Consider the following 25,011-nt stretch of genomic DNA (forward strand, 5'->3'; position numbering starts at 1 on the left):
TGTCTTCACTTTTCTGTTCTGTTATATCTGTCAATTTCATCGTCAATAATCGGGTCAACATGAGGGAAAAGACATCCCGGTCCGCCATAAGTAATACATGGGATAAAATGTCCTCCCGGAGCATATTCCTCACAGGCTCTTCTTACTTCCCTGCGTATCTCCTCCTCTGTGGAATCTGCTCTGTCCACAATGGATGCGTCGATTCCTCCCATCAGTGTCATCCTTCCTGCAAGCTGTTTCTGAAGCTTCGGAATATCATTCTGAGGAAGAACTCCCTGCCACACGTCAACGCCAAGCTCCACCATATCCTCTACGACAGGTTCCATAAAGGAATCCCCATGATGGATGATGATGACTCCTTTTTCTTTCATATATCCATAGGTTTTTGCATACTGAGGCTTAATAAACTCTCTCCATGTTTCCGGGCTTACAAAAAGCTGATTTTTGGAGCCCCAGTCATCATGAGAAAGCAGCACATCCGGATGAAGATTATCTACGATCAGTTTCATATACTGATAGCGATACTCTCCAATAGCATTACAGAGATCCATCATATCTTCCGGCTCCAGAAGAAAATTCATCAGCATATCCTCAAATCCCATAAGAAAGTGAAGCCGTTCAAACACTCCTGTTGGCATAAATGCCATAAAAAGCTTTCCGCTTTCCCGGATTTCCTGAGCTTTTTCCTTAAATGGCTCCCAGAGAGCCGGATCCGAACAGTTTTCCAGAAGCTCCGGCATTTTCAACTGCTCCTTCCATTCACAGATATCACTGATCACCTTATTGCTTTCTGTTACATGAGGCATTGCCGCAAGCTGATCTGCCGGCCAGAGGATCTCTGTACCAAACCTGTCTTTCATTGGCTCCATACCACGGTGGCGATTTCCCCGGATATAAGTGGATGCCGGATTGGGAGGATAAAATCCAAGTCCCTCATACTGTTTTAAAAGCCGTTCCGGTTTTCCGTCCTTTTTAATTGTTTCCAGAAAAATTTCTTTTGCAGTCATATTCTCTCCTCCATTTCCTGATGCTGATATTTTTATCTGCAGTACCCGGCAGTACATCTCCGGGACATTTTTTATGAAACAGAAACTCCAAATCGTTCTTCATTATATCGGTTGATCTCATCGATCACAATTTCTTCTACATGAGGATAAATCGTTCCCGGTCCGCCGTAAGTGATCCCCGGCCAGTAGCCTTTCAGGTTTCCATACTCTTGACAGGCACGCCTTGTCTCTTTTCTGATTTCCTCCTCCGTGGCATCCTCCCGGTCTATGACAGAATCAATTCCGCCCATCAGAAGCATTCTGTCCCCTACCTTCTGGGAAATCGCTGCAATATTGTTGGTGTTCAGAACTCCCTGCCAGATATCTACGCCGATCTCTGCCATATCCTCAACAATAGGCTCCAGATAGGAATCTGCATGATGCATTACAATTACTCCCTGTGAATGAAGATAATCATAAAGTCTTCTGTACGGCTCCTTAAAGAACTCTCTCCATACCTCCGGCGACATAAACAGGCTGTCTTTTGCTCCCCAGTCATCATGGGAAACAATACAGTCCGGATGCAGATGCTCCACAACAAGCTTCATATAGGTAAGACGGTATTCACAGATCACATCGATCAGCTCATGCATTGCCTCCGGCTCCAGCAAAAAATTCATCAGAGTGTCCTCAAAGGTCATCAGCATGTGAAGCTGCTCAAAAATCCCGGTTCCCATTACTACCATGGTAAGGTATTTCTCCTGGTCGATCTTACTTTTTGCTTCCAGAGCTTCTTCCCAGCCTTCGGAGCATTTTCCTGTCAGGTCAGGAACCTTCACATACTTCTGCCATTCCGCCACATCCTTTATCACCTGATTCTCTTCTGTAACATAGGGAATTGCCGCCGGAGCATCCTCCGGAAACAGAATCAGAGTTCCCCACTGGTCATAGGAATTTGTTCCTCTGATGCGATTTCCGCGTATCAGCTTAAAGCAGGGATCTCCGGGGATTCCCCGAAACATGGTAAAGGAATTACAGAGACATTCCGGTTTTCCGTCTTTTTTCAGTGTTTCCAGCAAATTCTGTTTTGGTGTCAGCATAAAAGCCATCTCCCTTCTCCTGTTATCCTCTCTCCATAAGAAAAATCGAGAGTCTTAAATATAGATTTTTTATGGGCCTGGCAAGATGTTCATTATCAAGCCCTGTGATCTCCTTTATTTTTCGCAGCCTGTAAAACAAAGTACTTCGTCCCACATAAAGGTCTGAAGCTGTGGCTACGGTATTTCTTTCATTTAAAATATAAGTCATCAGTGTTTTGTACAGCTCTGTCCGGTTCTCAGCATCATATTCCTTCAGCTTTTTTAATTCATATGCACAAAGCTCTTCCGGCTCAAATTCACTGCTGCAAAGGTCTCCGATATAGTCCATTACAATATCTCCAAATGTATAGGACCACATCATATCATTTTTCTTCCGGCAGTACTTCAGGGCTGTAGATGCCTGCCTGTAACAGCTTTCCAGATTAGTCAGATTATGAAACACATTGCTGAATCCTGCCTTAAACAGCCCGTCTCTTAAAATGCCTGCAATATCTGAAGTATAATGTCTGTTCAGGTTCCGGTTAATAATAATACAGACCCGGTTATGCATGCTTACAGCCTTGCTTCCCTGAACTCTGGCTTCCACATAATTACAGAGACTGGCTGCTGAGGATCCCGGATTTCCCTCCTGCTCCTCTGCGTCCAGGCGGATGCATACATAGGAGTCTTCTGTTTTCCAACCGCACTGTTCAATCCGGCTTGCAATCTCTGAATCAGAAAATTTCTTTCCCTGTATCATTCCCACCAGCATTACTTCCAGGGCCCGCTTATAAGTGTTTTCCATATGGCCCCGTTTTTCCAGAACAAAACGTACCATTTCCGCCAGATATTCTGCGGATACAAGCTGTCCCGGTTCCAGAGAGCTGTCAATTTCACAGATGACCAGTCTTCCTTCATATCCTCCGTAGCTGCCCCAGATATTCACATAAATATCCCTGTAGCCTCTCAGATCTGCAGAAAAAATATCTGCTTTTGTAGTGGTAAGTGTTTTCAGATACTCTCTGTCTGTTTTGAACTCATTCAGCTCTTCCAGCGGAGTGATCAGAAGTCCTGTACTTTCATCCCTCTGCCAGTTGATCATTCCCTCTCTCCATACCGGACAGGAAATCACATTCAGTCTGGAATCATGCACAAAAACAGGATTATGGAAGTATTCACAGCTTACTTTACACAGATCATCCACGCTTCCCTGGCAGATCACTATATTTTTTAAAGTGTCTGCCCAGGAACAGTGATACCGGAAAATCTCCTGGCACCCATTAAAAAGCTCTGTAAGCTCCGCTTCCCCTGATATCCGGATAATGCTGTTTCTGCCGTTGTTCCACTTCTCACATTTATTCTGTTCAGCCAGAGGATCCTGAACAGATAATTTACCATTGTCCGGATAATTTTCGTTACTCTGGCTCTGATAACAGTACTCTTTGTTCAGAGGATCCGGAGCACATGCATTACGGCTGCCTTTATCATTCCGGTTCAGACAGATATTTCTTTTATCTGAAATCTTCTCTCTGTCTGCCAGTATCAGAGAGCAGCGGGTATCCGGAGGGATCTCAGACTTCAGCTGATCTACATCTGCAATATACACATAACGGGAATCCAGCTTCTTTCCTTTCTGGAAAAAACGCACTCCTTCCAGACATGCTTCGTCCTCTCCCTGATAAAATTCCAGTTCCGGAAAGCTTTTCCTTATTCCATCTGCCAGCATCTGCAGATTTAAAAGAAATCTGATATCCCTGTTCTCCATCCTGCCTGACCGTCCTTTATCTGTTTATGAACGGGATGCGATCTCCTGTGCGTACTGATCAACCTTATCCTTGGTAAGCTTAAATCCAAATACCAGAGCAACAACTGCAATAATAAGAGCCGCTGCCGGAATAATCATAAATCCAAGACTTATGGCACGCTTCAGTTCCTCAGAGGCTGCCGCCGGATCAATATCCGGGCTGAAATTTCCCATTGCCAGACATGCGGAAATGATAATTCCTCTTGTCATAATAGAAACCTTCAGAGGTACGTTCTGAAGTCCGCTGATCCAGCCTGCTGCATTTTTTCCCGTTTTCCATTCACTATATACAATGGTATCACCATACAGGGCAGGTGTGCAAGCATAAGTAATGCCATATCCGAACATTGCGATACTCATCAGAACAATGACAACCATTACGTTATCATACATCAGGAATGAGATGATCAGAAGCACAGCCTGGATTGCCATAACTCCAATGGTTGTTGTCCTTGTGGTAAATTTAATGCTTAACGTCTTACTTAAATAAGCTCCGATCACACAGAAAATATTAGTAACCAGAATATAAGTGGAAAGCATTCCCTCATCGCCTGCGATATATGTAAAGTAATAAGCTGCCACTCCCATCAGTACAAAGTTAAACATAAACTTGGCAAGGTCAGCGATCAGAAGCGCGATCAGCGGAGGGTTCTGCAAAAGCGCCCGGATCAGATCCATGCCGCCGGTTTTATCCTTTGCCGCTTTTTTCCCTGCGTTCTCTGCAGGCTGCACACTCTCATAACCGTCAAACATTTTAAAGTGCGCGTAATACAGCACTGCCATAATACATCCAAGCACAAACGCAGCTGCGCCGTACTGGTTCACTTCTCCGATGATCCCTGCCATTACTGCTGCAAGTCCGGGACCTACGTAAGAAAAAATAACCTTTGAAAAATTGGCCCAGGCTGCTCTTGTAGCAGAAAGCTGCGATCTTTCCTCCGGCGTTTTGCCTGCCACTGAGATCATAGAAACATTGGCAACATACGCAAAGTTCCACGCCACATGGCTGGCAATGGCAGCTATAATGATGATCACAGCCGAAACCATTCCGTCGCCGATCTTTACAAACTGAAATGCATAAAGAAATGGAACCAGCCATGGAATAGCGATCAGCCAGGAACGGTAGCGTCCCCACTTCATAGGTTTGATGCTGTTCAGAATGGCCCCGTAAATCCAGGAAAGCAGCGCATCCACAGCGCTTGCCGTTGTGGTGATAAACGTAACCATTGGAAGGCTGAACTTGGCAAGGTTTGTGAGAAAGAAGCTGAAATAATAGCTTTCAATATTTGACATCAGAGTAAATCCACAGTCCCCCACACCATAAAACTTTTTCAGCGCGCCGCTGAGTCCCTTTTTTTCCTGTTTTTGCTCCTTCATAGAGAAATCCCCCTCTCCTTTTCTATTTCGTTTCTGCAAGTCTGATACGGCTGTATCTGTAAAGCTCCTGAGCAAGATCTACTTTCCGGTCAGGCTTTTCATCCTTCAGGCGGCAGGCAAAACGTCCGCTGACTCCCAGCTCATCCACTCTTTTGTGAACCTCTGCAACAGCTTCCTCATCACTCATATCAGCCGGGATCACAAATAACGTACACTGGGCCAGTTCTTTTCCGTATTGATCCATAATAGCCTTTTTGTCATTGGAGGAATCCTGTCCCTCCCATGCGTCAAAACCGGCTTCAATGATCAGAGGCATCAGAGAACCGATACATCCGCAGGAATGAAGACAGATATACATTCCCATGTCATGAGCTGCCTTTGTGACCTTTTTGTACTGAGGCAAAAACAGTTCCTTATAAATCTGCGGTGAAAAGAAGGTACTGATCTGAGTTCCCATATCATCATGGAAGAGAATCATATCTGTATGATAATATTCCTTTGCAATCTTGATCAGTTCAATGTGCCATTCTGCCAGACGGTCATAGAACTCTGTAAGGGCTTCCGGTTCCTCCAGAAGATAACAGAACGCATCCTCAAAGCTTGTAAGATCTGCCGTTCTCTCAAAAAATCCATTTACAATGATAAAATAAGTCAGCCTGTCCTGGGATATTTTTCCTTCATATCTTTCTTTGTAATCCTTTTTCCAGTCTATGGCGCGCAGATCCGGAAATTCCAGAGATCTCCAGTTAGTAATGTCATCCAGCCTCCGGGTTCCCGGCTTCACCATAGCCGCTCTTGTCAGAGGCTCATACTCCCATTCAATGCCAAACCAGTCTTTTCCTCCAAAATTCCTGGCCCGGGCATCGTCCATTACAAGAGGCTGCAGAGCATTATTTTCCAGCGTCTGATTTGGAACCCATAAAGGTTTTTCTCCCCGCAGCATACGAAGCATATTCTCTTTCGGAGTAATGGGATAATTATAGCTTACTGCTTCTGTATCCTCTCCCCCGTAAATACCGAACTGGGTATGCTTTCCAATTACCCTCAGCTCATCCTCGTTAAATGCAGCTTTCATAGTATCCTCCCTTTCCGCCCTTTAGATTCTCAGCCACTATAGACGGACTGTTCAATCTATTTCGTCCATAAACTCCTCTTCCGAATCCCGGGCTCTTTTAAATTTTTGCTTCTTTCCCATAAGTTTCTTTAAAATATTTTTATTTTTCCAAATATCCGCTCACTATTTTCTGTTATTTGTACTGTATCACAGGTAACTTTTTAAAATCAATATGCAAAAATAAAATAGACAGAATCGTCATAGATTCTGCCTGTTGTCAATCACTGTTGAACACAGTGTTCATATTATCTTTAATGTTTTACCTCAGCATCTGATTATGTTTTTTCCTCTTACGCTGATAGCCTGTTCCATTCTTCTGTTCTCGTCACTCAAAACATTTCTTCAGGGACCGGAACAGTACCAGAACAGCAATTCCAATTAAAATATGGGAAATTCCCGCAAAGCCTGAAATCATGGCGTCTGCCGCCTTTGTAAGCTCTGCCCCCTGAACCTGAACAACGCCTCTTACAAGAAGCATAACTGCCATAAACGGCAGGGAAATATTATAAAGGATAAAAAATTTCTTAAATGTACTCTGTTTAAATAATTCCGGCTTCTGACATCCAAACAGCGCTATAACAAGAAACGCGAACATTCCAAGCACAAATAAATGAGTATGGACATAGCTCAGCGCCGTTTCTCCTGTATATCCGTTAAATTTCGTAAACTCTCTGTAAAACACTCCTGCTGCCGCAGCAAGAATAAAATAAATCATAGAAGTATTTAATATTTTTTTCATTCCCAGATTTCCTTTCTCATAAGTAATCAATTTAATTTGAACATCGTTCATTATATTAAATCAAACTTATTTTGTCAAGTATTTGTCAAAAAATAATATACTAACAAAAACAAAAGAGCCTTGAAAAATCAAGGCTCTCATAACTGTTAGCGTGCGTTAGAGGATTCGAACCCCCGACCTTTTGGTCCGTAGCCAAACGCTCTATCCAGCTGAGCTAAACGCACATCCTTGCGACTTCCCTCGCAACAAAGAGTATTCTACATGATAACGTGTTTTTTGTCAACACTTTTTTGAAAAATAATTATTTTTTTCCAGAAGTTTTCCGGTATAGAATTTTGCTTTCGTTTTTGCAGCTTAATTTGCGGTTCTGTATACAAAAAAGGGCTTCCCGGGGAGGCTTTGTCCTGACTCCCTGCCAGTTCTCTCCCACAGGAAAACCCTTATATCATCTCAGTTTCTTCTCAGCGCTTCAATAGGACTGAGCTTCGCTGCCTTTCTCGCAGGGTAAATTCCAAAGAATACACCAACTGCACAGGAAAACAGAGTTGCAAACATAATTGTACTGAGACTGATTCCGGGGCTGATCACCATCTGCATACTTGCGCTTATAACGCTGCAGATTCCATACGCTCCGATAATTCCCAGAATAATTCCGATCACTCCTCCAATCACAGTAAGAATGGCTGCTTCTGCCAGAAACTGCATCATAATGGAAGAGGTTTTTGCTCCAAGAGATTTTCGGATACCGATCTCCCTTGTTCTTTCCGTTACAGAAACAAGCATGATATTCATAACGCCGATTCCTCCTACCAGCAGGGAAATTCCTGCTACAAAGGAAATGAATGCAGTTACCATGCCAAGCATCTGGTTCATGGATTTCATAACATCCTGGAAATTCTGGATCTGGAAATAATCATCTCCTGCACTCTGGTGGTTCTTCTCCAGCAGATGAACGATCTCATTGGCAACCTTCTGAGAGTCCAGACTTGTATCCACCTGAACAGTCATGGAATAAAAATAGTCCACATCTCCTACCAGCTCATTCATTGCAGAATAAGGAATGTTTACAGTTACAGGCATGCCTTCATATGTATAGCTGACAAAGGTTCCATTTTCCTTCTGTGTGGTTACACCTGCAATACGAAAGCTTTTCGTCACATCATAGCAGGTAATGTCAAGACTCATGCCCACTACATCATCTGTGCCGAACAGACGTCTGGCATCGGCATCAGAGATCACACATACAGGTTTGGCCTCTTCCACTTCCCGTTCACCGAAATAATTTCCATATTTCATGTCCGCATTATTTACCATTTTGGGGTCCGGTCCTTCTGCAGTTACCATAAGATTAAAGTTTCCCTTTCCGGTAACTGTTTCACCGTCATAGCTTTCAGCAACACTTACCCCTTCCACACTTTCCAGCTCACGGACTGCATTAATGTCTTCAGGTGTGATCCATTCCTGTTCTGTGATTGCATCATTGCTGACATAAATGTAAACCTGGCCGCCTCCGATATCACTGATCTCTGAATTCATCTGGTTCTTTGTTCCCTCACCAATGGAAACAATTGCAATAACAGAAGCAATTCCGATAATGATACCAAGCATTGTCAGAAAAGACCGGCCTTTATTTGCGCGGATGTTCTGAACAGCCATTTTTACATATTCATAAAATCCATTCATCAGGCACCTTCTCCCGTCACTGCGGCATCACCGGACGCCATAGCCTCTGCAGGCATTCCTTCCTGAAGTGTTCCAATATCCCTGATCACAGTGTCTCCCTCTTCAATGCCTTCGGTGACCTCTATGTAGTCATCGGAGCTCAGCCCGGTTTCAATATTCTTTTTGGCGATCACTCCGTCCTCAAGAACGTAACAGAAAGATCCCTGTTTACCGATATTCACAACCTCTGCCGGAAGAACAAGAACATCTTCTGCCTTATCTGCCTGAATGGTAACCTTTGCATCTACCCCAAGAAATACGTTTTCATCCGGATCATCAATTCTTACTCTTGCGGAAATCAGAGAAGCTCCCTTTTCATTCTGTGTTGCAATATGACTGACAGATGTTACAGTTCCCTCATATTTTTTTCCTGCAAGAGTGATCTCTGCCTTCTGATTTTCCTGGATCTTGTCATAGTCATATTTGGAAATATTGACATCCACATCTACTTTGTCTGTATTCTGCAAAGTAAAAAGTTCCGTTCCCTGGGTTACTGTAGAGCCCTCTACCACCGTTACCTTTGAAATAACCCCGTTAAAATCTGCAGTTACTCCCTTTTTTGCAGACTCTACCAGCTCTTTGGCAGACATTTTTTCAAGTTCGGAAAGATTATTTGTGATCTTCATCTTTTCCTTTTCTTCTTTTGTTACTGCATTGGGATCTGCCTCGGCAATTGCCTCCTGGGACGCAAGCTCTGACTGAAGCTCTGCCAGATCGCTGCTTGCCTGTTCAAGCGCTATTTCAATTCCGGAAGTATCCACTGACACAGTTCCTCCGGAAATATCCCCGGAAGGCGTATCGCTGAAATCACTGCCGGTTCCGTCTGTCACCAGATCAGAAGCGCCTGTAAAATCAGATAAAAGAGGAGCCGGAGGCATCTGAGTTTTGTAATCCTCATAAACAGCCTGAGCATTCTGGTATTCTACCTGAGCATTGCTTCTGTCTGCCTCTGCCTGAGAAAGGGCTTCTGTATTTTCCGGACTCTGATCTGCTGACCAGGCAGTAAATGCCATCTGATATGTATTTTCAGCCTGATTGTACACGGTAAGCGCCTGATTTGCTGCTGAGTTCAGCTCATTCAGTCTGTTCTGGTATGCGGGAAGCGTCTCGCTTTCATAAATTCTCACTGCCTCCTCATACTGACGCTGAATTTCCTGCTGTTTTTTCTCCTGAGCTTTTCTTGCCTCTTCCGCCTTTCTGGCTGCCTCTGCTGCCGCCTGAGCCTGAGCGTCTGCTGTTACCTGAGCCAGCTGTGATTTCAGGCTTGCCACATAATTTTTCTGCGCTGCCACCTGCTGCTCCAGAGAAGCTACATTTCCCTGGGCATCCTTTTGTTTCTTTACCGCTTTGTCAGATTTATTGAGAGTATTCTGCATGTCAAGCTTTCCTGATTTCACATTCAGTTCAGCCTTTTTCTCTTCTCTCTCAAGATCCTTCATATTAAATTCTACAAGCTTTGTTCCAGCCTTTACGGTTTCTCCCTCTTTAAAGGAAACTTCATCAACCTTTGCATTTGCCGGTGAAAAATACGTTTTTTCTTCCTCACTTACAACAGTTCCGCTGGCCTCTACAGTCTGCTGCACATCTCCGGTTACAGCTTCCACAACCTCCACCTTCGGAAGTGTTTCCCCTTCTTTTCCGGGATTTCCTAAAACTGCAATTGCTCCGGCTGCCACCACTGCTACTGCTCCAACTCCGATCACCAGCTTCTTCTTTGGCTTTTTCATAATACTTCCTCTCCTTTACCAAAATCCTGATTTATGGTGTCTGATTCTATCTTTCCATCCATGATCCTTACCACCCGTCTTGCCTGATCGGCAATCCCGTTGTCATGTGTGATAAGAATCACGGTCTTTCCGGACTGATGCATTTGCTTCAGGATTCCGAGAATTTCTCTGCTGGATGCAGAATCCAGATTTCCTGTAGGTTCATCTGCCAGGATAACCGGCGGTTTTGCCGCAATGGCTCTGGCGATTGCCACTCTCTGCTGCTGTCCTCCTGACATCTCGCTTGGCTTATGCTGCATTCGTTTCTCAAGCCCTACCATTTTCAGCGACTCAATAGCCAGCTTATGCCTTGTTTTCCTGTCAATGCCCCGATATATCAGAGGAAGCTCCACATTCTCGATGGCATTCAGATTTGCAATCAGATTAAAGCCCTGAAAAATAAATCCGATCTCGCGGTTTCGAACCACTGACAGTTCATTGTCCTTCATGGTGGATACGTCCGTTCCATTCAGATAATATTTCCCGGAAGTAGGCACATCCAGACAGCCCAGCATATTCATAAACGTAGATTTACCAGAGCCGGACTGGCCGATGATAGCCACAAACTCTCCGGTTTTAATTTCAAGGTTCACATGATCCAGAGCGCGGACCTCGTTTTCTCCAGGATTGTAAATTTTACACAGGTCTTCTACCTTGATTAATGTATCCCCCATGATTTCTCCTTTTATACTCTCTTTTCCACGCCTTTATAAGCGGATACAATTTATTCGTTCACTTATAAAACGAAAAAAGACTTTTCAAAACTTCAAAATTCTGGCATTAAATTATTATTTTTGCCCAAAACAGCTTTTATGCGTCAAGTAAAAATGCTTTGTATGCTTTTTTTGCTTCATAAATATCGGCTTTGCTGGTTACTTCCCATGGAGCGTGCATACTCAGCACAGCCACACCGCTGTCAATGACTTCCATTCCATAAAGAGCCGCAATATAGGCAATGGTTCCGCCTCCGCCTACATCTACCTTTCCAAGCTCTGCAGTCTGGAATGCGATCTCATGATCGTCAAAAATCTTCCGTACTCTTGCAACATATTCTGCATTTGCATCATTAGAACCGGATTTTCCTCTGGCTCCTGTAAACTTGTTCAGAACAATTCCTCTTCCCAGAAATGCCGCATTTTTTCTTTCAAATGCTTCTGCATATGCAGGATCAAAGCCTGCGCTTACATCTGAGGACAGCATGCTGCAGTTTCTGAGAACTCTGCGCAGTGTCAGATCAGAATAGCATCCCATTCCTTCCAGAAGTTCTGCCACACTGTTTTCAAAAAATCTGGACTGCATTCCTGTTGCTCCTACGCTGCCGATCTCTTCTTTATCTGTAAGAAGACAGCAGGCTGTACGCTTCGGATCCTTCATTTCCAGCATTGCCAGGAAGGAAGTGTATGCGCATACGCGGTCGTCCTGTCCATAGCCCGTAACCATGCTTCTGTCCAGTCCGCAGTCTCTTGCTTTTCCTGCCGGAACTACCTCAAGCTCTGCAGAAAGGAAGTCCTCTTCCTCTACATCATATTTTTCTTTCAGGATTCTGAGGATATTTTCTTTTACAGCCTCTTTCTTTTTGTCGTCATCAAGATCTTTCAGCGGTCTGCTTCCAATGAGAATATCAAGATTTTCACCCTCAATGACCTCAGCTGCTTTTTTCTGAAGCTGTTTTCCTGCCAGATGAATCAGAAGATCTGTAATATAAACAACAGGATCATTTTCATCTTCTCCCACTGTCACGTTTACAACTGTACCGTCTTTTTTGGCGATCACACCATGGATGGCAAGAGGAAGCGCAACCCACTGATATTTTTTTACACCGCCGTAGTAATGGGTATCCAGATATGCCATATCAGCCTCTTCATAAAGAGGATTCTGTTTAATATCAATACGGGGAGAGTCAATATGCGCTCCCAGGATATTCATTCCTTTTTCCAGAGGCTCCTGTCCGATGTGGAAAAATGCCAGGATCTTATTCATAGCCACAGAGTAAACTCTGTCTCCTGCCTGGATCTTTTCTCCTGATGCAAGCTTCTTCTCCATGGAAACATAGCCGGCAGCCTCTGCCTGTCTGATCAGCTCTGTTACACATTCTCTTTCTGTTTTTCCTGCATCCAGAAAGCTTTTGTAGCTTTTTGCAATCTGCTCCATCTCTTTTTCTTCATTTTCTCCATAGCTGAGCCATGCGTTTCTTCGTTCCATATTAGTTCCACCTTTCCTTAATATAATTCGTATTTAATACCCCGTTTCCGGAGTATAACGTCGGGTTTCATTGTTTCTGCAAAAGCCCTGCTCCTGCCTGAATCAATACACAATTCCTGTACATTATAATCCAATTATGTCTAAAATTCTACACATTTTGACAAATCTTAAAGAAGATTTAAGAAAGAGCCTCCGGAAATTTTTATGTTTTCCCGGGTATTTTCTTTTCCAAAAATCATTGCCTTATTGCCTCTGATTTACTAAAATGAACAGAAAGGCAGTCCTGCCATTTATTAGTTTATCAAGGAGGCAACTTTATTATGCAGCAATCTACAGACCTGCAGAACATGCTTCACTCCATTCACAGAAAAAGCTATCCTGCATATAAATCTCTGAAAGGAGCGTATCAGTTCGGTCATTACATTTTATCTGTTGACCATGTTCAGGGAGATCCTTTTGCCTCTCCCTCTCATATCAGCATCCGGGTTTCTCATAAAACTGCCGGTTTTCCGGAAGAATATCTGCAAAATCCTGTTACAAAAATTACTCTCTGTGATTATCTGACCCGTCAGTTTGAACAGCAGATCAACCGTTTTTCCTTCCGGGCAAAGGGTTCGGGAAAAAGCGGCCTGATCTCTGTCAGCCACTGCGGTCAGGAGGTACTTAAACGAACTGCCTGTGAGATCACAGACCAGGGAATCACCGCCCGTTTCTTTATCGGCTTTCCTGCCAACGGACGCACTGTTAATTCCGTTGAGCTGGAAAAGATCCTGTTTGATTTTCTGCCAATCTGTGTACAAAAAGCCTTTCTTTATAAAAATCTGGATGCAAAAAAACTGGAAGAAGCCATCTTTCTCGCAGAAGATCAGGCCTATATCCGGGAACAGCTGAAAAAAGAAGCTCTGGCTGCATTTGTGGCAGACGGCGCCATTCTGCCCAGAGAAAGCGGGATATCCTCCCATCCCATGAAGGATTCCATCCCCTTCCAGTCTCCGGATACTCTTCGGGTCACCATGACGCTTCCGCATAAAGGAAAGATAACCGGAATGGGCATCCCGGAGGGAATCACCCTGATTGTAGGCGGTGGATATCATGGTAAATCCACTCTGCTCAATGCGCTGGAACTTGGCGTTTATAACCATGTTCCGGGTGACGGAAGAGAGTATGTGGTCACAAATGATACGGCTCTGAAGCTGCGTTCTGAGGACGGTCGTTTTATCAAAGACGTAGATATTTCTCTTTTTATCAATGATCTTCCAAATAAAAAAGACACCTCCTGTTTCTCTACAGAAGATGCCAGCGGAAGTACCTCACAGGCTGCCGGTATCATTGAAGGAATAGAAGCCGGCAGTAAGGTATTTCTTCTGGATGAAGATACCTCTGCCACCAACTTTATGGTACGGGATTCTTTTATGCAGAAAGTGATTGCCAGAGAAAAGGAGCCTATCACTCCGTTTCTGGAACGGGCAGGAGATCTGTACCACAAAGCTGGAATCTCCACCATTCTGGTTGCCGGAAGCTCCGGTGCCTTTTTTCATATTGCAGACACAGTGATCCAGATGGACAGCTATTATCCGCTGGACATTACCCACATGGTAAAAACTCTCTGCAGCCAGTATCCGCTTCCTGAAATCTCTGTGCCGGGATTCCACTTTCCCAAAAGCTGCCGGATCATGACAAAAGCTGCTTCCGCAGCTCCCAGATCCCCTCGCAGAGATTCTGACCGTCCGGACAGACTGAAAACAAAAACACATGGAAAGGATGGATTTTCCATAGGCAGACAGGATGTGGATCTGCGCTATATTGAACAGATTGTGGATACGGAGCAGACAGCTTCTTTAAGTATACTGCTGAAATATGCTGTGGAACATCTCATTGACGGTAAACGGACGCTTCCGGAAATTGTGGAATATCTGATCAAAGAACTTGATCGGAAAGGATTGGGATTTTTCAGTAATAATTCTTATATCTCCTGCGGTTATGCTTCTCCAAGAGCCCAGGAAATCTACTCCTGTTTTAATCGTTATCGAAGGCCATAACAAAAAGAAGAACAAAGCAGACAAATTCCGCTTTGCGCGCCAGATGCAGACTGTCATGGGCAGTCATATTCCGCATAAACAAGAAAACTGCCGCTCTCCCGACGATCTTGCCGGGTGGGCGGCTGTCATTGTTTTCTTTTATTTTTTTAGGGAAAGGAAAGAGTTCGGCAGCTCTTCCGGCATTGAAGTGCTGCCTGTTCTTAAAGGGGATTACCTTTAAGACACTTATAGCATACAACATAATTGTGATAAGAGTTTGTATAATTTCTAATATAATTATAAAATCTATAAAGAAACCATAATTTTCCTGTATTTTCGTCTATATCTTCCGCATTCTGTCAGAAGTTCTTCTTTCGCATCTAAAAATTTATATATCCATTTTATACATGACAATTTACATATTGACATCATAGGTTGATAATGATACCATAGCCACAGCAAAAGAAAAAGGAGAAGATTCCATGCAGAAAAAAGCAATCATTGCCATGAGCGGCGGTGTTGACTCCAGTGTAGCTGCTTACCTGATGATCCAGGCAGGATATGACTGCGCCGGAGCTACCATGAAGCTTTATGATAAACCTCAGTGCAGCCAGCCAGGCGACCGTTCCTGCTGCACTCCCTCTGATACAGAGGATGCGAGAAATGTAGCAGCAAGACTTGGAATCCTTTATTATGTATTTCCCATGCATGAGGAATTCCGCCACCACGTCATTGATAAATTTGCATCCACCTATTTAAACGGAGGTACTCCAAATCCCTGCATCGACTGCAATCGCTTCCTTAAATTCGATGCCCTGATCAAAAAAGCCCAGGAACTGGGTGCAGATTATATTGTCAGCGGTCATTACGCACAAATCCAACAGGATCCGGACACCGGCCGTTATCTTCTGAAAAAAGGACTGGATCATACCAAGGATCAGAGCTATGTACTTTATTCCATGACTCAGGATCAGCTTGCCCATACACTTTTCCCCCTGGGAACCTATACCAAGGCAGAAATCCGTCAGATAGCCCAGGAACAGGGCTTTATCAACGCAGATAAGCCGGACAGTCAGGATATCTGTTTTGTCCCTGACGGCGATTACGCTTCCTTTATCGAGGAATATACCGGACGGACCTCCGTACCCGGAGATTTTGTCAACAAAGAAGGGAAAGTTCTGGGAACCCATAAAGGACACATCCATTACACAATTGGTCAGAGAAGAGGTCTGGGCATTTCTGCGCCGGAATCTCTTTACGTCTGCGCAAAATCCCTGAAAGACAATCAGGTGATCCTTGGCGGGAAGGATGATCTTATGTCCTCCTCCTGTCTGGTGGGGGATATTAATCTGATTCCCTGGGATCATCTGGATGGCCCTGTCCAGTGTAAGGTAAAAACCCGTTACCGTCAGCCGGAACAGCCAGCCACCATCGAACAGATCGGCGAAAACCGGATCCGCGTTACCTTCCAGGAGCCTCAGAGAGCCGTTACTCCCGGTCAGGCTGCAGTCTTTTATGACGGGGATACGGTACTTGGCGGCGGAACTATACTGGCGGAGGATGCCTGAACACATAAAACACACCTTGTTCCATAATAATAAAAAATCTCAGATTCCAGGATGCCTTTTCCCTGAAATCTGAGATTTTTATATTTATTATGCTATTTCGTACATCTGGATATTTACTTTTATACTTCTGTCGCATGAAAATACAATCCGTTCTGCTTCCTGCGGCGTACAGATTGCCGTTGTACTTACCTGCCGTCCCTCGTTTACAAACAACTCTATGGACTGACGGTCCAGTATGAAGCGAAGTTTCAGAGCTTTTTCCGTACCACGTATCTTCATTTTTCTCTGGCACACTACATCTTTGTTGATTCCACAATAGGTTCTGTCTGTTTCCAGTATTCCCTGCTTCCTGTAGTATGTATAACTGGTTGTATAAGACTCATTATGTGCAAGATCGATCCGGAACTCTTCATAGTCTCCCTCGGGGATCTCCACTGTCATATCCAGTATTCTGCCCCGGATTCCCGGAAGTTCTGTTTTATCCTTGATTTCCGCTTCTTTATAGTAAACAGGATTTTTGTGATATTTCTCCAACTCCCTTACCGGTTTCTGGAAAAGAATTCCGTTTACATATTCCAGTTCTCTTGGCAGCGTCATCATTCCCTGCCAGCTTTGTCCGTCAGGAATCACACAGGAATCCCATGACTTCATCCAGGCGATCATGACTCTTCTTCCATCCGGAAGACAGGTTGTCTGAGGCGCATAGAAATCCAGTCCGTAATCCAGTGATCTGGGTTCATCTTTTATAAAGGTGTGGCTTTGTTTCTCATACTTTCCAGAAAAATACAGAGAATTGTGTCCATTATGAAACTCAAGTCCCTCTGCTGTCATATTCTGTGGAGAACATATCAGAATATGGGTTCCATTCAGTTCAAAAAAGTCCGGACATTCCCACATGCATCCGATTTTTCCTGATGTGTTTTCAGCCAGAATGGTTTCAAATTTCCATTTTTCCAGGTCTGAGCTGGAAAACAGTACCACCTGCCCTTTATATTTTTCGCTTTTATTTCCCACGATCAGATAATATTTCCCATCTTCTTCCCAGATCTTCGGATCACGAAAATCAATCTGACTGCATCCCTGCGGCAGCATGTCCCCGGTGATTACCGGATTCTGCGGTGATTTTTCATAGGTTACTCCGTCGCCAAAGGCAATGCACTGGTTTTGTCTTTCTTCCCGGCTTCCGTCAGATTTTTCCTCATCTGTAACTCCGGTATAGATAAGCACATGTCTGTCTCCTGCCTGAACAGCGCTTCCGGAAAAGCATCCTTTTTTGTCATATTCCTGATCCGGCGCCAGAGCCACCGGCTCTGTCTTCCATTTTATCATATCATCCGTTACGCTGTGTCCCCAGTGCATAGGACCCCAGCAGATGGAATATGGATGATACTGATAAAACAGATGCACCTTTCCTTTATATACAGAGAACCCGTTGGGATCATTGATCCAGCCTGCAGGAGCAGAAACATGAAAAACAGGTTTCTCTCCTTCCGGCATCTGATTCATCTGTTCATATTGAAATCGAGTTGCTTTTGTTAATTTTTCGCTCATTTCAAACTCCTGTATCGCTATATATTTTTTACTTTGTATCTCCCTGATTTTCCATCAGACTTTCCTGATATTGATCAAAATACTTCTGTTTGATGGCCAGATAATCTGATAATCCATACTGTTCCATTTTTTCAAGATAGCTGTCCCACTCTTTTTCAATCCCGCCATTCAGGATCCAGTCCGCTTTTTTCTGTTCTGCATATTTCTTAATATCTGTATCATACTGGGATATCTTGTTAGTGTCCTCAATGCTCATAAATACATTTGGATAAACGTATTTACTGTTCATATCCTTCAAATATACCTCATGCATGTTATCCAGACGCCATTTGGCATCATCTGGCTGTGTCACATATACGTCATAATATTCATTCAGTATGGCAAGAGGTCCGTTTACTGACTGAGCCTCCCTTACCTCTACCGGGGACTGATCTCCCAGATCCATATGCTTCAGCATAGGCTCTCCATCTTTATTTGTTGCCATCTCAAAAATATTAAAGGAATCCTCTTCTCCATAAGTTCCCCAGTTATTCTGAGGAGACTGGAGAGGTGCATACATCTGATCGATCCAGGCTGCTGCCAGAGCTGTATTTCTGCAGCTGGTGGTAAGCACACAGCGTCCTCTGTCAAAACCGCTGGTCTCACTGTTGTTCTGCCTTGTGACATTAACAAGACCCTCCGGACCGGCAAGAGCCGGAAGCATCACATAATCCTGATAATTATCAATATTCGAAATATCCCAGGTAAAGCAAAGACCATAACGGTGATTTTTACCTTTTGCCACATATGTAGACCACTCCTGAGTAAAGGCTTCCGGATCTACCAGCTTTTCTTCTACCAGCTGGTGAAGCCACTGGATTCCTTCCTTATACCCTTCCTGTACAGTGGTGTAGATCACTTCGCCCTGGTCTGTCACTGCAAAATGATCCCCCGTATCACCATAGCCCTCTCCAAATCCGTTAATCAGGATGGACGGATCCTGATCTCCGTTGTTTATAATAAAGGACATAGGAATCACTCCGCCCTCAATCTCAAATTCCTCTTCCAGTTCTGCGGCGTGATCGCGAAAGGCAATCAGTGTTTCCTTCAGTTCATCCACCGTAGACGGTACTTCCAGCTTCAGATAATCCAGCCATTTTTTGTTGATATAGGGAATATTTCCAATTGCCTGAATAGCCTCTTTTCCTGCCCCCAGCTGTTCAATCCATGGGAATGAGTAAATATGTCCGTCCGGCGCTGTACACATTGTCCTGTATTCCGGATACTGTTCGAATACCCTCTGAAGATTAGGCATATATTTGTCAATGAGATTTTCCAGGGGAATGATAATTCCCTGTTTTGCATATCTCAGAAGATCATAATCATTCATTCCTGCATTGAACAGACCATCCGGAAGGTTTCCAAACTGTGCCAGAGCCAGGTTCTTTTTGTCTGCAAACTGATCTGCAACAAAGCAGGTCCAGTCAATATGCACATTTGTCTGCTCTTCCATTCTCTGGAAAATAACCCTTTCATTCGGATCCTGTGTTGATGTTGCCGGTGCATTTGTAATAAAGGACAACTCCGCCTGCTCCTTCAAAGGAAACGAAACCTCTGATACAGGAGTATCCGGATTGATCTCTGCTTCCATACGCTCTCTTTTTCCACATCCTGCAGCAGAAGCAAGCATCACAACGGAAAGACCTGCCGCTATCAGCATTTTTATTCTTTTTTTCATGCTTTACATCCCCCTTAACCTTTTACAGAACCAACCATGATTCCTTTATCAAAATACTTCTGGAAGAACGGATACATAATCAGAAGCGGCAGGCTGGATACTACGATAGTAGCATATTTCAGAAGTTCTGCAACCTTTGCCATCTCCGCCGTGCTCTGGATATCCGCTATCATTCCCGGCTGAGGCGTGTTCTGGACCAGGATCGATCTTAATACAAGCTGCAGAGGCTGGAGCTCTGCGTCGTTTAAATAGATCATTGCGTCAAAATAGCTGTTCCACATTCCTACAAATGACCATAATGCCAGAACTGCAATAATGGGCTTGCAGACAGGAAGCATTACCTTGAAGAAATGCTGGATCTCATTTGCACCGTCAATAGAAGATGCTTCCCGCAGTTCCTTGGGAATAGACTGATAATAGGTTCTTGCCAGTATCATATTCCATACGTTGAATGCTCCCGGAAGAAGAATCGCCCAGATGGTATTTACCATATGTAACTGATTAATTAAAATAAAAGTAGGAATCATTCCTCCGCCAAAAAACATTGTAATAAGAAAGATTGTATTAAAAAATTTTCTTCCTACAAATTCTTTCTTTGACATAGGATAAGCTGCCAGCAGCGTGATAAACACAGAAATCACAGTAAATGCCGCTGAATAAAAAAATGAATTGAAAAATCCACGCCAGATCATATCGTTCTCCAGAACTCGTCTGTAGGCATCCAGCGTCCAGTCTTTAAAATTCAGGCTGATTCCCCGACTGTTCAGTACATTTGGATCCATAAAGGAAGCCATTAGAATATATACAAGAGGGATCAGTATTGATAAAACAAAAATGCCAAGAACAGTATAGCCGATTCCCAGAATCACTTTATCAGATGTTCCGAGTTTCATTTTTCTTCTTGTTTCCATTTCTTTCCTCCTCTTTATAAACCTTCGCCATCATTTAACTTTTTCACAACCCAGTTGACTGCGATCAGTAAAATAACATTGATAATAGCGTTAAATAAACCTACTGCTGTAGAATATCCGTAATCTCCATTAAGAAGACCCATTCGATACACATATGTTGAAAGGATTTCAGATGCCGGAAGATTCATGTCCGTCTGTAATGCAAAAGCTTTTTCAAATCCGATACTCATAATGTTTCCTGCCTGCAGGATGAACTGGATCACAATGATGTTTTTAATCGCCGGAAGCTCTACATATCGTATCTGCTGGAAGATATTTGCTCCATCTACGATTGCCGCCTCTTCCAGATCTTTGCTGGCATTTGCAAGAGCAGCCGTATACATAATCGATGACCATCCGGCTGTCTGCCAGATTCCGCTGGCAATATAAATCGTACGGAAAGCTGAAGGCATTGTCATCCAGTTTGTATCAATCCCGAGGAGGGAATTAATAGGGCCTACCGGCGAGAGAAACATACGAACCATACCGCAAAGAACGATGACAGATATAAAGTTCGGCGCATAGATCAGCAGCTGAATCTTTTTTCGTATTCCCTCACGTCTTATACGATTTAACAATAAAGCCAGGATAATGGGAATCGGAAATCCCCAAAGCAGACCAAATGCACTGAGCTTCAGAGTATTCATCAGGTATTCCATAAAATCCGGCGATGACAGGAATCTTTTGAAGTATTCCAGTCCCACCCATTCGCTTCCCAGAATGCCGTCAATGACGTTATAATCTTCAAAAGCGATCAGCACTCCGCCCATGGGAAGATACTTGAAAATGATAGTAAGAAGCAGTGCCGGCATAAGAAAAAACAGGTAAAGCTGCCAGTTCTTTTTTACATACATCAGCTTATCCTTTGCCGTTCGCTTGACAGGTGACGTTTTCTTTTTCGCTAAAATGTTCACTCCATTTCCCTCCGTTTTCTTTTTCGATCTTATAACCGGTTAAGTAACCGGTTACTTTATTTTGATAATACATCACTTTTTTCTGTCTGTCAATAGATTGGAACTAAAAAATAACCGGTTACTTAACCAGTTATTTTTAGATTGATTTTTTATATCTGCCTTGTTATACTTGTAAATATCCATATAAAAACGTGTCTGACATAACATAATTACCATATAAATACAGGGAGTACAGAATCATGGCGAAAAAAAAAGTGACATTTGCTGATATAGCAGCTTACACAAATTTTTCAAAAACAACGATCTCCAGATATTTTAATAACCCGGATTCACTGACCCTTGAAAATCAGGAAAAAATAGCCGCAGCTCTGGAAGAACTGGGATATCAGGAAAACAAACTGGCCAAAGTCCTTGCCAACGGAAAAAGCGAATTTGTCGGGATCATCATCCCCAATCTCTATCTCCATTATTATTCAGAAATCTTAAATCAGCTTTTGTCCAGTTACTCAAAATTCGGCTATAAATTTCTTGTCTTTGTCAGCAATGACGGAAGAGAACGGGAGCAGCAGTATATCAATGAGCTTCTGGCTTATAAAATTGAGGGTCTGATCATTCTGAGCCACACTTTTTCCTCGGCAGAACTGGCAAAATGCAATATTCCCATTGTGGCTATTGAGCGGGAAGCCGAACATATCTGCAGTGTGGATACTGACAACTATATGGGCGGACTGCAGGCAACCAGTCTTCTGATACGAAACCACTGCGATATCCTGATCCACATCAATGTTCCCGTACCCGAAAATGTTCCGGCTCATAACCGTATCACTGCTTTTGAAGATACCTGTCAGAAGTATCATGTGCCATACGAACTCATGCTGGGCGATCTTGGCTCCACTTATGAAACAACCTTTGACCGGATAAAAGAAACTTTTGAAACTATCGAAGAAAAATATCCTGACAGAAAAAAAGGAATTTTTTTCGCCAACGATACTTATGCAAATATATTTCTGAATCTTATCATCCAGAAATATGGACATCTGCCAGAGCAGTACCGTCTTGTGGGCTTTGATAACTCTCCTATCGCAAATGAAGCTATCGTGCCCATTACCACCATCGGTCAGCAGATCGACAAAATTGCTGAAACTGCTTTGGAGCTGCTGGTCTCCCAAATGGATGAAATGAAAAAAAGGAAGCCTTCTCCTTTAAAAACTCCTGTTCATAAGCAGATCACTCCTGTTCTGATCCGCCGCAAGACAACTGACTGACAAAAAACTCTCAGAATTCGGAAAATATTTCCCAAAATCTGAGAGTTTTATATATTTCTGTCCAATTTACATTTTATTGGTCTGTATTTTTGTTCATCTCTCTCAGGACTTTACGGAACTGGAAAAAGAACAAAAATCCGGTAAAGGTAATTGCCAGTGTATCTGCAACCGGCTCTGCCATATAAACCGCCCTTGCTTTGTCTGCCGTAAAAATCGCAGGCATAATATAGATCAGCGGAATCAGCAGCACAAATTTTCTCATAACAGCCACAAGAATAGAGGCTTTTGCATTTCCCAGCGCTCCAAATGTAATCTGACATGCCATCTGAATACCAAACAGTCCCACCACTGCCATATAAATTTTAAGCGCATCCCGGGTGAAAGCTGCAAGCGTTGCATCTGAAGTAAACATTCCCACAAACATCTGCGGGAACAGCATGACCACTGCCCAGAACAGTACGGAATAAAACATACTGCACTTTAAAAGCAGCCAGAAAGCTCCTTTCACACGTTCTTTATTTCCTGCCCCGTAATTGTAACTTATGATAGGCTGAGCGCCCTGTCCAAGTCCCTGAAGAGGAAGCATGGCAAACTGCATAACACTGGTAAGGATGGTCATAGCTCCTACGGCAATATCTCCTCCATATTTCAGAAGTGAAGAATTGAAGCATACAGAGATCACGCTTTCGCTGGACTGCATGATAAACACAGAAGAACCAAGCGCCAGACATGGAAGAAGAATCTCCTTTTTCACTGTCATATATCTTTTTTTCAGTCGCAGGATCGTCTTTTTTCCAAACAGAAAGCAAAGTACCCAGATACAGGAAAGAGCCTGAGAAAGGATCGTTGCAAGTGCAGCGCCTCTTACTCCCATATGGAACCCAAAAATAAATACCGGATCCAGGATAATATTTGTCACTGCTCCAAGAAGTACGGAAAGCATTCCCGTTTTTGCAAATCCCTGAGCAGTGATAAACAGATTCATTCCCAATGTGATCTGTACAAAAATAGTTCCAAAAGCATAGATATTCATATATGCCACTGCATAATCAATGGTATTTTCACTTGCGCCAAAAGCAAGGAGGAGATCCCTGTTCCAGATCAGAAGAACCATCGTAAGGACAGCTGAAATTATAATCTGTGCGGTAAAACAGTTTCCTAAAATTTTTTCAGCAGTGTCAGTATCCTTTTTCCCCATATAAATGGTAGCTCTGGGCGCACCTCCGTTGCCTACCAGCGCTGCAAAAGCAGACACGATCATGATAATGGGCATACAGACGCCCACACCGGTCAGAGCCAGCGCTCCGTCCCCGGGAATATGGCCTATGTAAATACGGTCTACAATATTATAAAGCATATTGATCAGCTGAGCCGCTACTGTAGGAAGCGCCAGCTTCATCAAAAGCTTTCCAATTGGCTCTGTTCCCAGAAAACTTTTGTTATCGTTCATTTGAAACATCCTTTCTCGTTCATTATTTCTCTGTTTTCTCCCAATATACTGGTGAACAGTATAGCTCAATTTATAATTTTTTACAACTAACAGAATTATATATAAAATAGCTAAAAAAAGAGAAACGCTGTAAATTCAACGTTTCTCCCACTTTTCATCAATGCCGCAGACCGGAATCGAACCGGTACGGGTATCACTACCCACGGGATTTTAAGTCCCGGGCGTCTGCCTGTTCCGCCACTGCGGCATGTTATATAAAAAAAGATATGGGGCCTATAGGGCTCGAACCTATGACCCTCTGCTTGTAAGGCAGATGCTCTCCCAGCTGAGCTAAGACCCCATATAACGACCCAGAAGAGACTCGAACTCTCGACCTCCGCCGTGACAGGGCGGCGCTCTAACCAACTGAGCCACTGGGCCAAAAAACAAAAATGGACCTTCGGGGACTCGAACCCAGGACCGACCGGTTATGAGCCGGTTGCTCTAACCAACTGAGCTAAAGGTCCAAAAAGCCGATGATCGGACTCGAACCGATAACCTGCTGATTACAAATCAGCTGCTCTGCCAATTGAGCCACATCGGCGCGTAATACTTACAAAAATTATTATACACCAAATGTCGGAATCAAGTCAAAGAAAATCTCATTTTTTATTTTCAAATGACTCCAAGGGGATTTGAACCCCTGTTACCGCCGTGAAAGGGCGGTGTCTTAACCGCTTGACCATGGAGCCTTATTTTTCGCTGTAATCATTTTTACTGACCTCAGCGAAAATTATAATACCATACTTG

General features: G+C 43.5%; 19 protein-coding genes and 7 tRNA genes. 4 read left to right on the plus strand and 22 right to left on the minus strand.

Going from position 1 to position 25,011, the window contains the following annotated elements; all coding sequences use genetic code 11:
* Nucleotides 1-5: 5 nt before the first annotated feature.
* From NSA57_RS03515 to NSA57_RS03565, 11 genes are all read right to left on the minus strand, one after another.
* On the minus strand, nt 6-1,007 hold the full coding sequence (locus NSA57_RS03515; RefSeq protein ID WP_257464036.1) for a uroporphyrinogen decarboxylase family protein: 1,002 nt from the start codon (nt 1,005-1,007) through the stop codon (nt 6-8).
* A 71-nt stretch (nt 1,008-1,078) separates the two neighbouring features.
* A complete protein-coding gene (locus NSA57_RS03520) occupies nt 1,079-2,086 on the minus strand; it encodes a uroporphyrinogen decarboxylase family protein (RefSeq protein WP_257464037.1) in 1,008 nt (335 codons plus the stop codon).
* Nucleotides 2,087-2,108: 22 nt separating this feature from the next.
* The gene (locus NSA57_RS03525; RefSeq protein WP_257464038.1) at nt 2,109-3,830 is read right to left on the minus strand and encodes a PucR family transcriptional regulator; all 1,722 of its coding nucleotides are present in this window, start codon (nt 3,828-3,830) and stop codon (nt 2,109-2,111) included.
* A gap of 24 nt (nt 3,831-3,854) precedes the next feature.
* Nucleotides 3,855-5,246 carry an MFS transporter gene (locus NSA57_RS03530; RefSeq protein WP_147598466.1) on the minus strand — a complete coding sequence of 464 codons (1,392 nt, stop codon included), beginning with the start codon at nt 5,244-5,246 and terminating at the stop codon, nt 3,855-3,857.
* 22 nt (nt 5,247-5,268) lie between these two features.
* Nucleotides 5,269-6,321 (minus strand): uroporphyrinogen decarboxylase family protein, encoded by a 1,053-nt coding sequence (locus NSA57_RS03535; protein WP_257464039.1) that lies wholly within the window; start codon nt 6,319-6,321, stop codon nt 5,269-5,271.
* A gap of 364 nt (nt 6,322-6,685) precedes the next feature.
* Nucleotides 6,686-7,099 (minus strand): DUF2871 domain-containing protein, encoded by a 414-nt coding sequence (locus NSA57_RS03540; RefSeq protein WP_147598468.1) that lies wholly within the window; start codon nt 7,097-7,099, stop codon nt 6,686-6,688.
* Nucleotides 7,100-7,249: 150 nt separating this feature from the next.
* Nucleotides 7,250-7,323 (minus strand) — tRNA-Arg (locus tag NSA57_RS03545).
* A 226-nt stretch (nt 7,324-7,549) separates the two neighbouring features.
* On the minus strand, nt 7,550-8,782 hold the full coding sequence (locus NSA57_RS03550) for an ABC transporter permease (RefSeq protein ID WP_257464040.1): 1,233 nt from the start codon (nt 8,780-8,782) through the stop codon (nt 7,550-7,552).
* On the minus strand, nt 8,782-10,548 hold the full coding sequence (locus NSA57_RS03555; RefSeq protein ID WP_257464041.1) for an efflux RND transporter periplasmic adaptor subunit: 1,767 nt from the start codon (nt 10,546-10,548) through the stop codon (nt 8,782-8,784). The genes NSA57_RS03550 and NSA57_RS03555 overlap by 1 nt, the downstream gene beginning before the upstream one ends.
* Nucleotides 10,545-11,261 carry an ABC transporter ATP-binding protein gene (locus tag NSA57_RS03560; RefSeq protein ID WP_138271083.1) on the minus strand — a complete coding sequence of 239 codons (717 nt, stop codon included), beginning with the start codon at nt 11,259-11,261 and terminating at the stop codon, nt 10,545-10,547. Before NSA57_RS03560 ends, NSA57_RS03555 begins: the two co-directional genes overlap by 4 nt.
* Nucleotides 11,262-11,397: 136 nt before the next feature.
* Complete coding sequence (locus NSA57_RS03565) at nt 11,398-12,789, minus strand: aminopeptidase (RefSeq protein ID WP_257464042.1); 1,392 nt, start codon at nt 12,787-12,789, stop codon at nt 11,398-11,400.
* Between the two features lie 320 nt (nt 12,790-13,109).
* Here NSA57_RS03565 and NSA57_RS03570 point away from each other — a divergent pair, with 320 nt between their 5' ends.
* From NSA57_RS03570 to mnmA, 3 genes are all read left to right on the plus strand, one after another.
* Nucleotides 13,110-14,828 (plus strand): ABC-ATPase domain-containing protein, encoded by a 1,719-nt coding sequence (locus NSA57_RS03570; RefSeq protein ID WP_257464043.1) that lies wholly within the window; start codon nt 13,110-13,112, stop codon nt 14,826-14,828.
* Between the two features lie 55 nt (nt 14,829-14,883).
* A complete protein-coding gene (locus NSA57_RS03575) occupies nt 14,884-15,048 on the plus strand; it encodes a hypothetical protein (protein WP_178709247.1) in 165 nt (54 codons plus the stop codon).
* A 241-nt stretch (nt 15,049-15,289) separates the two neighbouring features.
* Entirely contained in the window at nt 15,290-16,375 is a 1,086-nt protein-coding gene (gene mnmA / locus NSA57_RS03580) for a tRNA 2-thiouridine(34) synthase MnmA (protein WP_257464044.1), read from the plus strand.
* Between the two features lie 87 nt (nt 16,376-16,462).
* Here mnmA and NSA57_RS03585 read toward each other — a convergent pair whose 3' ends face one another.
* The 4 genes from NSA57_RS03585 to NSA57_RS03600 are packed head-to-tail and all read right to left on the minus strand — an operon-like array spanning nt 16,463 to nt 21,447.
* Complete coding sequence (locus NSA57_RS03585) at nt 16,463-17,926, minus strand: glycoside hydrolase family 32 protein (protein WP_147598474.1); 1,464 nt, start codon at nt 17,924-17,926, stop codon at nt 16,463-16,465.
* A 28-nt stretch (nt 17,927-17,954) separates the two neighbouring features.
* Complete coding sequence (locus NSA57_RS03590) at nt 17,955-19,643, minus strand: type 2 periplasmic-binding domain-containing protein (protein ID WP_257464045.1); 1,689 nt, start codon at nt 19,641-19,643, stop codon at nt 17,955-17,957.
* Nucleotides 19,644-19,657: 14 nt separating this feature from the next.
* Entirely contained in the window at nt 19,658-20,554 is an 897-nt protein-coding gene (locus NSA57_RS03595; RefSeq protein ID WP_022067573.1) for a carbohydrate ABC transporter permease, read from the minus strand.
* A gap of 14 nt (nt 20,555-20,568) precedes the next feature.
* On the minus strand, nt 20,569-21,447 hold the full coding sequence (locus NSA57_RS03600; RefSeq protein WP_147598627.1) for an ABC transporter permease: 879 nt from the start codon (nt 21,445-21,447) through the stop codon (nt 20,569-20,571).
* Between the two features lie 299 nt (nt 21,448-21,746).
* Here NSA57_RS03600 and NSA57_RS03605 point away from each other — a divergent pair, with 299 nt between their 5' ends.
* Nucleotides 21,747-22,772, plus strand: a complete 1,026-nt coding sequence (locus NSA57_RS03605) for a LacI family DNA-binding transcriptional regulator (RefSeq protein ID WP_257464046.1) — start codon at nt 21,747-21,749, stop codon at nt 22,770-22,772.
* Nucleotides 22,773-22,845: 73 nt separating this feature from the next.
* Here the strand turns inward: NSA57_RS03605 and NSA57_RS03610 are convergent, their stop codons facing one another.
* From NSA57_RS03610 to NSA57_RS03640, 7 genes are all read right to left on the minus strand, one after another.
* Nucleotides 22,846-24,222, minus strand: a complete 1,377-nt coding sequence (locus NSA57_RS03610; RefSeq protein ID WP_257464047.1) for an MATE family efflux transporter — start codon at nt 24,220-24,222, stop codon at nt 22,846-22,848.
* A gap of 161 nt (nt 24,223-24,383) precedes the next feature.
* A tRNA-Leu gene (locus NSA57_RS03615) sits at nt 24,384-24,469 on the minus strand.
* 20 nt (nt 24,470-24,489) lie between these two features.
* A tRNA-Val gene (locus NSA57_RS03620) sits at nt 24,490-24,562 on the minus strand.
* Nucleotides 24,563-24,568: 6 nt separating this feature from the next.
* A tRNA-Asp gene (locus tag NSA57_RS03625) sits at nt 24,569-24,642 on the minus strand.
* 12 nt (nt 24,643-24,654) lie between these two features.
* A tRNA-Ile gene (locus tag NSA57_RS03630) sits at nt 24,655-24,728 on the minus strand.
* A gap of 4 nt (nt 24,729-24,732) precedes the next feature.
* A tRNA-Thr gene (locus tag NSA57_RS03635) sits at nt 24,733-24,805 on the minus strand.
* A gap of 76 nt (nt 24,806-24,881) precedes the next feature.
* A tRNA-Glu gene (locus NSA57_RS03640) sits at nt 24,882-24,953 on the minus strand.
* Nucleotides 24,954-25,011: the final 58 nt, after the last annotated feature.

The organism is Blautia caecimuris (genome assembly GCF_024622975.1).
Lineage (GTDB): Bacteria > Bacillota > Clostridia > Lachnospirales > Lachnospiraceae > Blautia_A > Blautia_A caecimuris.

What these genes read in the sequence shown, in the direction of transcription:
- NSA57_RS03515 (WP_257464036.1), bottom strand. Translation starts at nt 1,007, where the DNA reads ATGACTGCAAAAGAAATTTTTCTGGAAACAATTAAAAAGGACGGAAAA.
- NSA57_RS03525 (WP_257464038.1), bottom strand. Translation starts at nt 3,830, where the DNA reads ATGGAGAACAGGGATATCAGATTTCTTTTAAATCTGCAGATGCTGGCA.
- NSA57_RS03595 (WP_022067573.1), bottom strand. Translation starts at nt 20,554, where the DNA reads ATGGAAACAAGAAGAAAAATGAAACTCGGAACATCTGATAAAGTGATT.
- NSA57_RS03550 (WP_257464040.1), bottom strand. Translation starts at nt 8,782, where the DNA reads ATGAATGGATTTTATGAATATGTAAAAATGGCTGTTCAGAACATCCGC.
- NSA57_RS03535 (WP_257464039.1), bottom strand. Translation starts at nt 6,321, where the DNA reads ATGAAAGCTGCATTTAACGAGGATGAGCTGAGGGTAATTGGAAAGCAT.
- NSA57_RS03555 (WP_257464041.1), bottom strand. Translation starts at nt 10,548, where the DNA reads ATGAAAAAGCCAAAGAAGAAGCTGGTGATCGGAGTTGGAGCAGTAGCA.
- NSA57_RS03605 (WP_257464046.1), top strand. Translation starts at nt 21,747, where the DNA reads ATGGCGAAAAAAAAAGTGACATTTGCTGATATAGCAGCTTACACAAAT.
- NSA57_RS03565 (WP_257464042.1), bottom strand. Translation starts at nt 12,789, where the DNA reads ATGGAACGAAGAAACGCATGGCTCAGCTATGGAGAAAATGAAGAAAAA.
- mnmA (WP_257464044.1), top strand. Translation starts at nt 15,290, where the DNA reads ATGCAGAAAAAAGCAATCATTGCCATGAGCGGCGGTGTTGACTCCAGT.
- NSA57_RS03560 (WP_138271083.1), bottom strand. Translation starts at nt 11,261, where the DNA reads ATGGGGGATACATTAATCAAGGTAGAAGACCTGTGTAAAATTTACAAT.
- NSA57_RS03585 (WP_147598474.1), bottom strand. Translation starts at nt 17,926, where the DNA reads ATGAGCGAAAAATTAACAAAAGCAACTCGATTTCAATATGAACAGATG.
- NSA57_RS03575 (WP_178709247.1), top strand. Translation starts at nt 14,884, where the DNA reads ATGGGCAGTCATATTCCGCATAAACAAGAAAACTGCCGCTCTCCCGAC.
- NSA57_RS03590 (WP_257464045.1), bottom strand. Translation starts at nt 19,643, where the DNA reads ATGAAAAAAAGAATAAAAATGCTGATAGCGGCAGGTCTTTCCGTTGTG.
- NSA57_RS03610 (WP_257464047.1), bottom strand. Translation starts at nt 24,222, where the DNA reads ATGAACGATAACAAAAGTTTTCTGGGAACAGAGCCAATTGGAAAGCTT.
- NSA57_RS03570 (WP_257464043.1), top strand. Translation starts at nt 13,110, where the DNA reads ATGCAGCAATCTACAGACCTGCAGAACATGCTTCACTCCATTCACAGA.
- NSA57_RS03540 (WP_147598468.1), bottom strand. Translation starts at nt 7,099, where the DNA reads ATGAAAAAAATATTAAATACTTCTATGATTTATTTTATTCTTGCTGCG.
- NSA57_RS03520 (WP_257464037.1), bottom strand. Translation starts at nt 2,086, where the DNA reads ATGCTGACACCAAAACAGAATTTGCTGGAAACACTGAAAAAAGACGGA.
- NSA57_RS03530 (WP_147598466.1), bottom strand. Translation starts at nt 5,246, where the DNA reads ATGAAGGAGCAAAAACAGGAAAAAAAGGGACTCAGCGGCGCGCTGAAA.
- NSA57_RS03600 (WP_147598627.1), bottom strand. Translation starts at nt 21,447, where the DNA reads ATGTATGTAAAAAAGAACTGGCAGCTTTACCTGTTTTTTCTTATGCCG.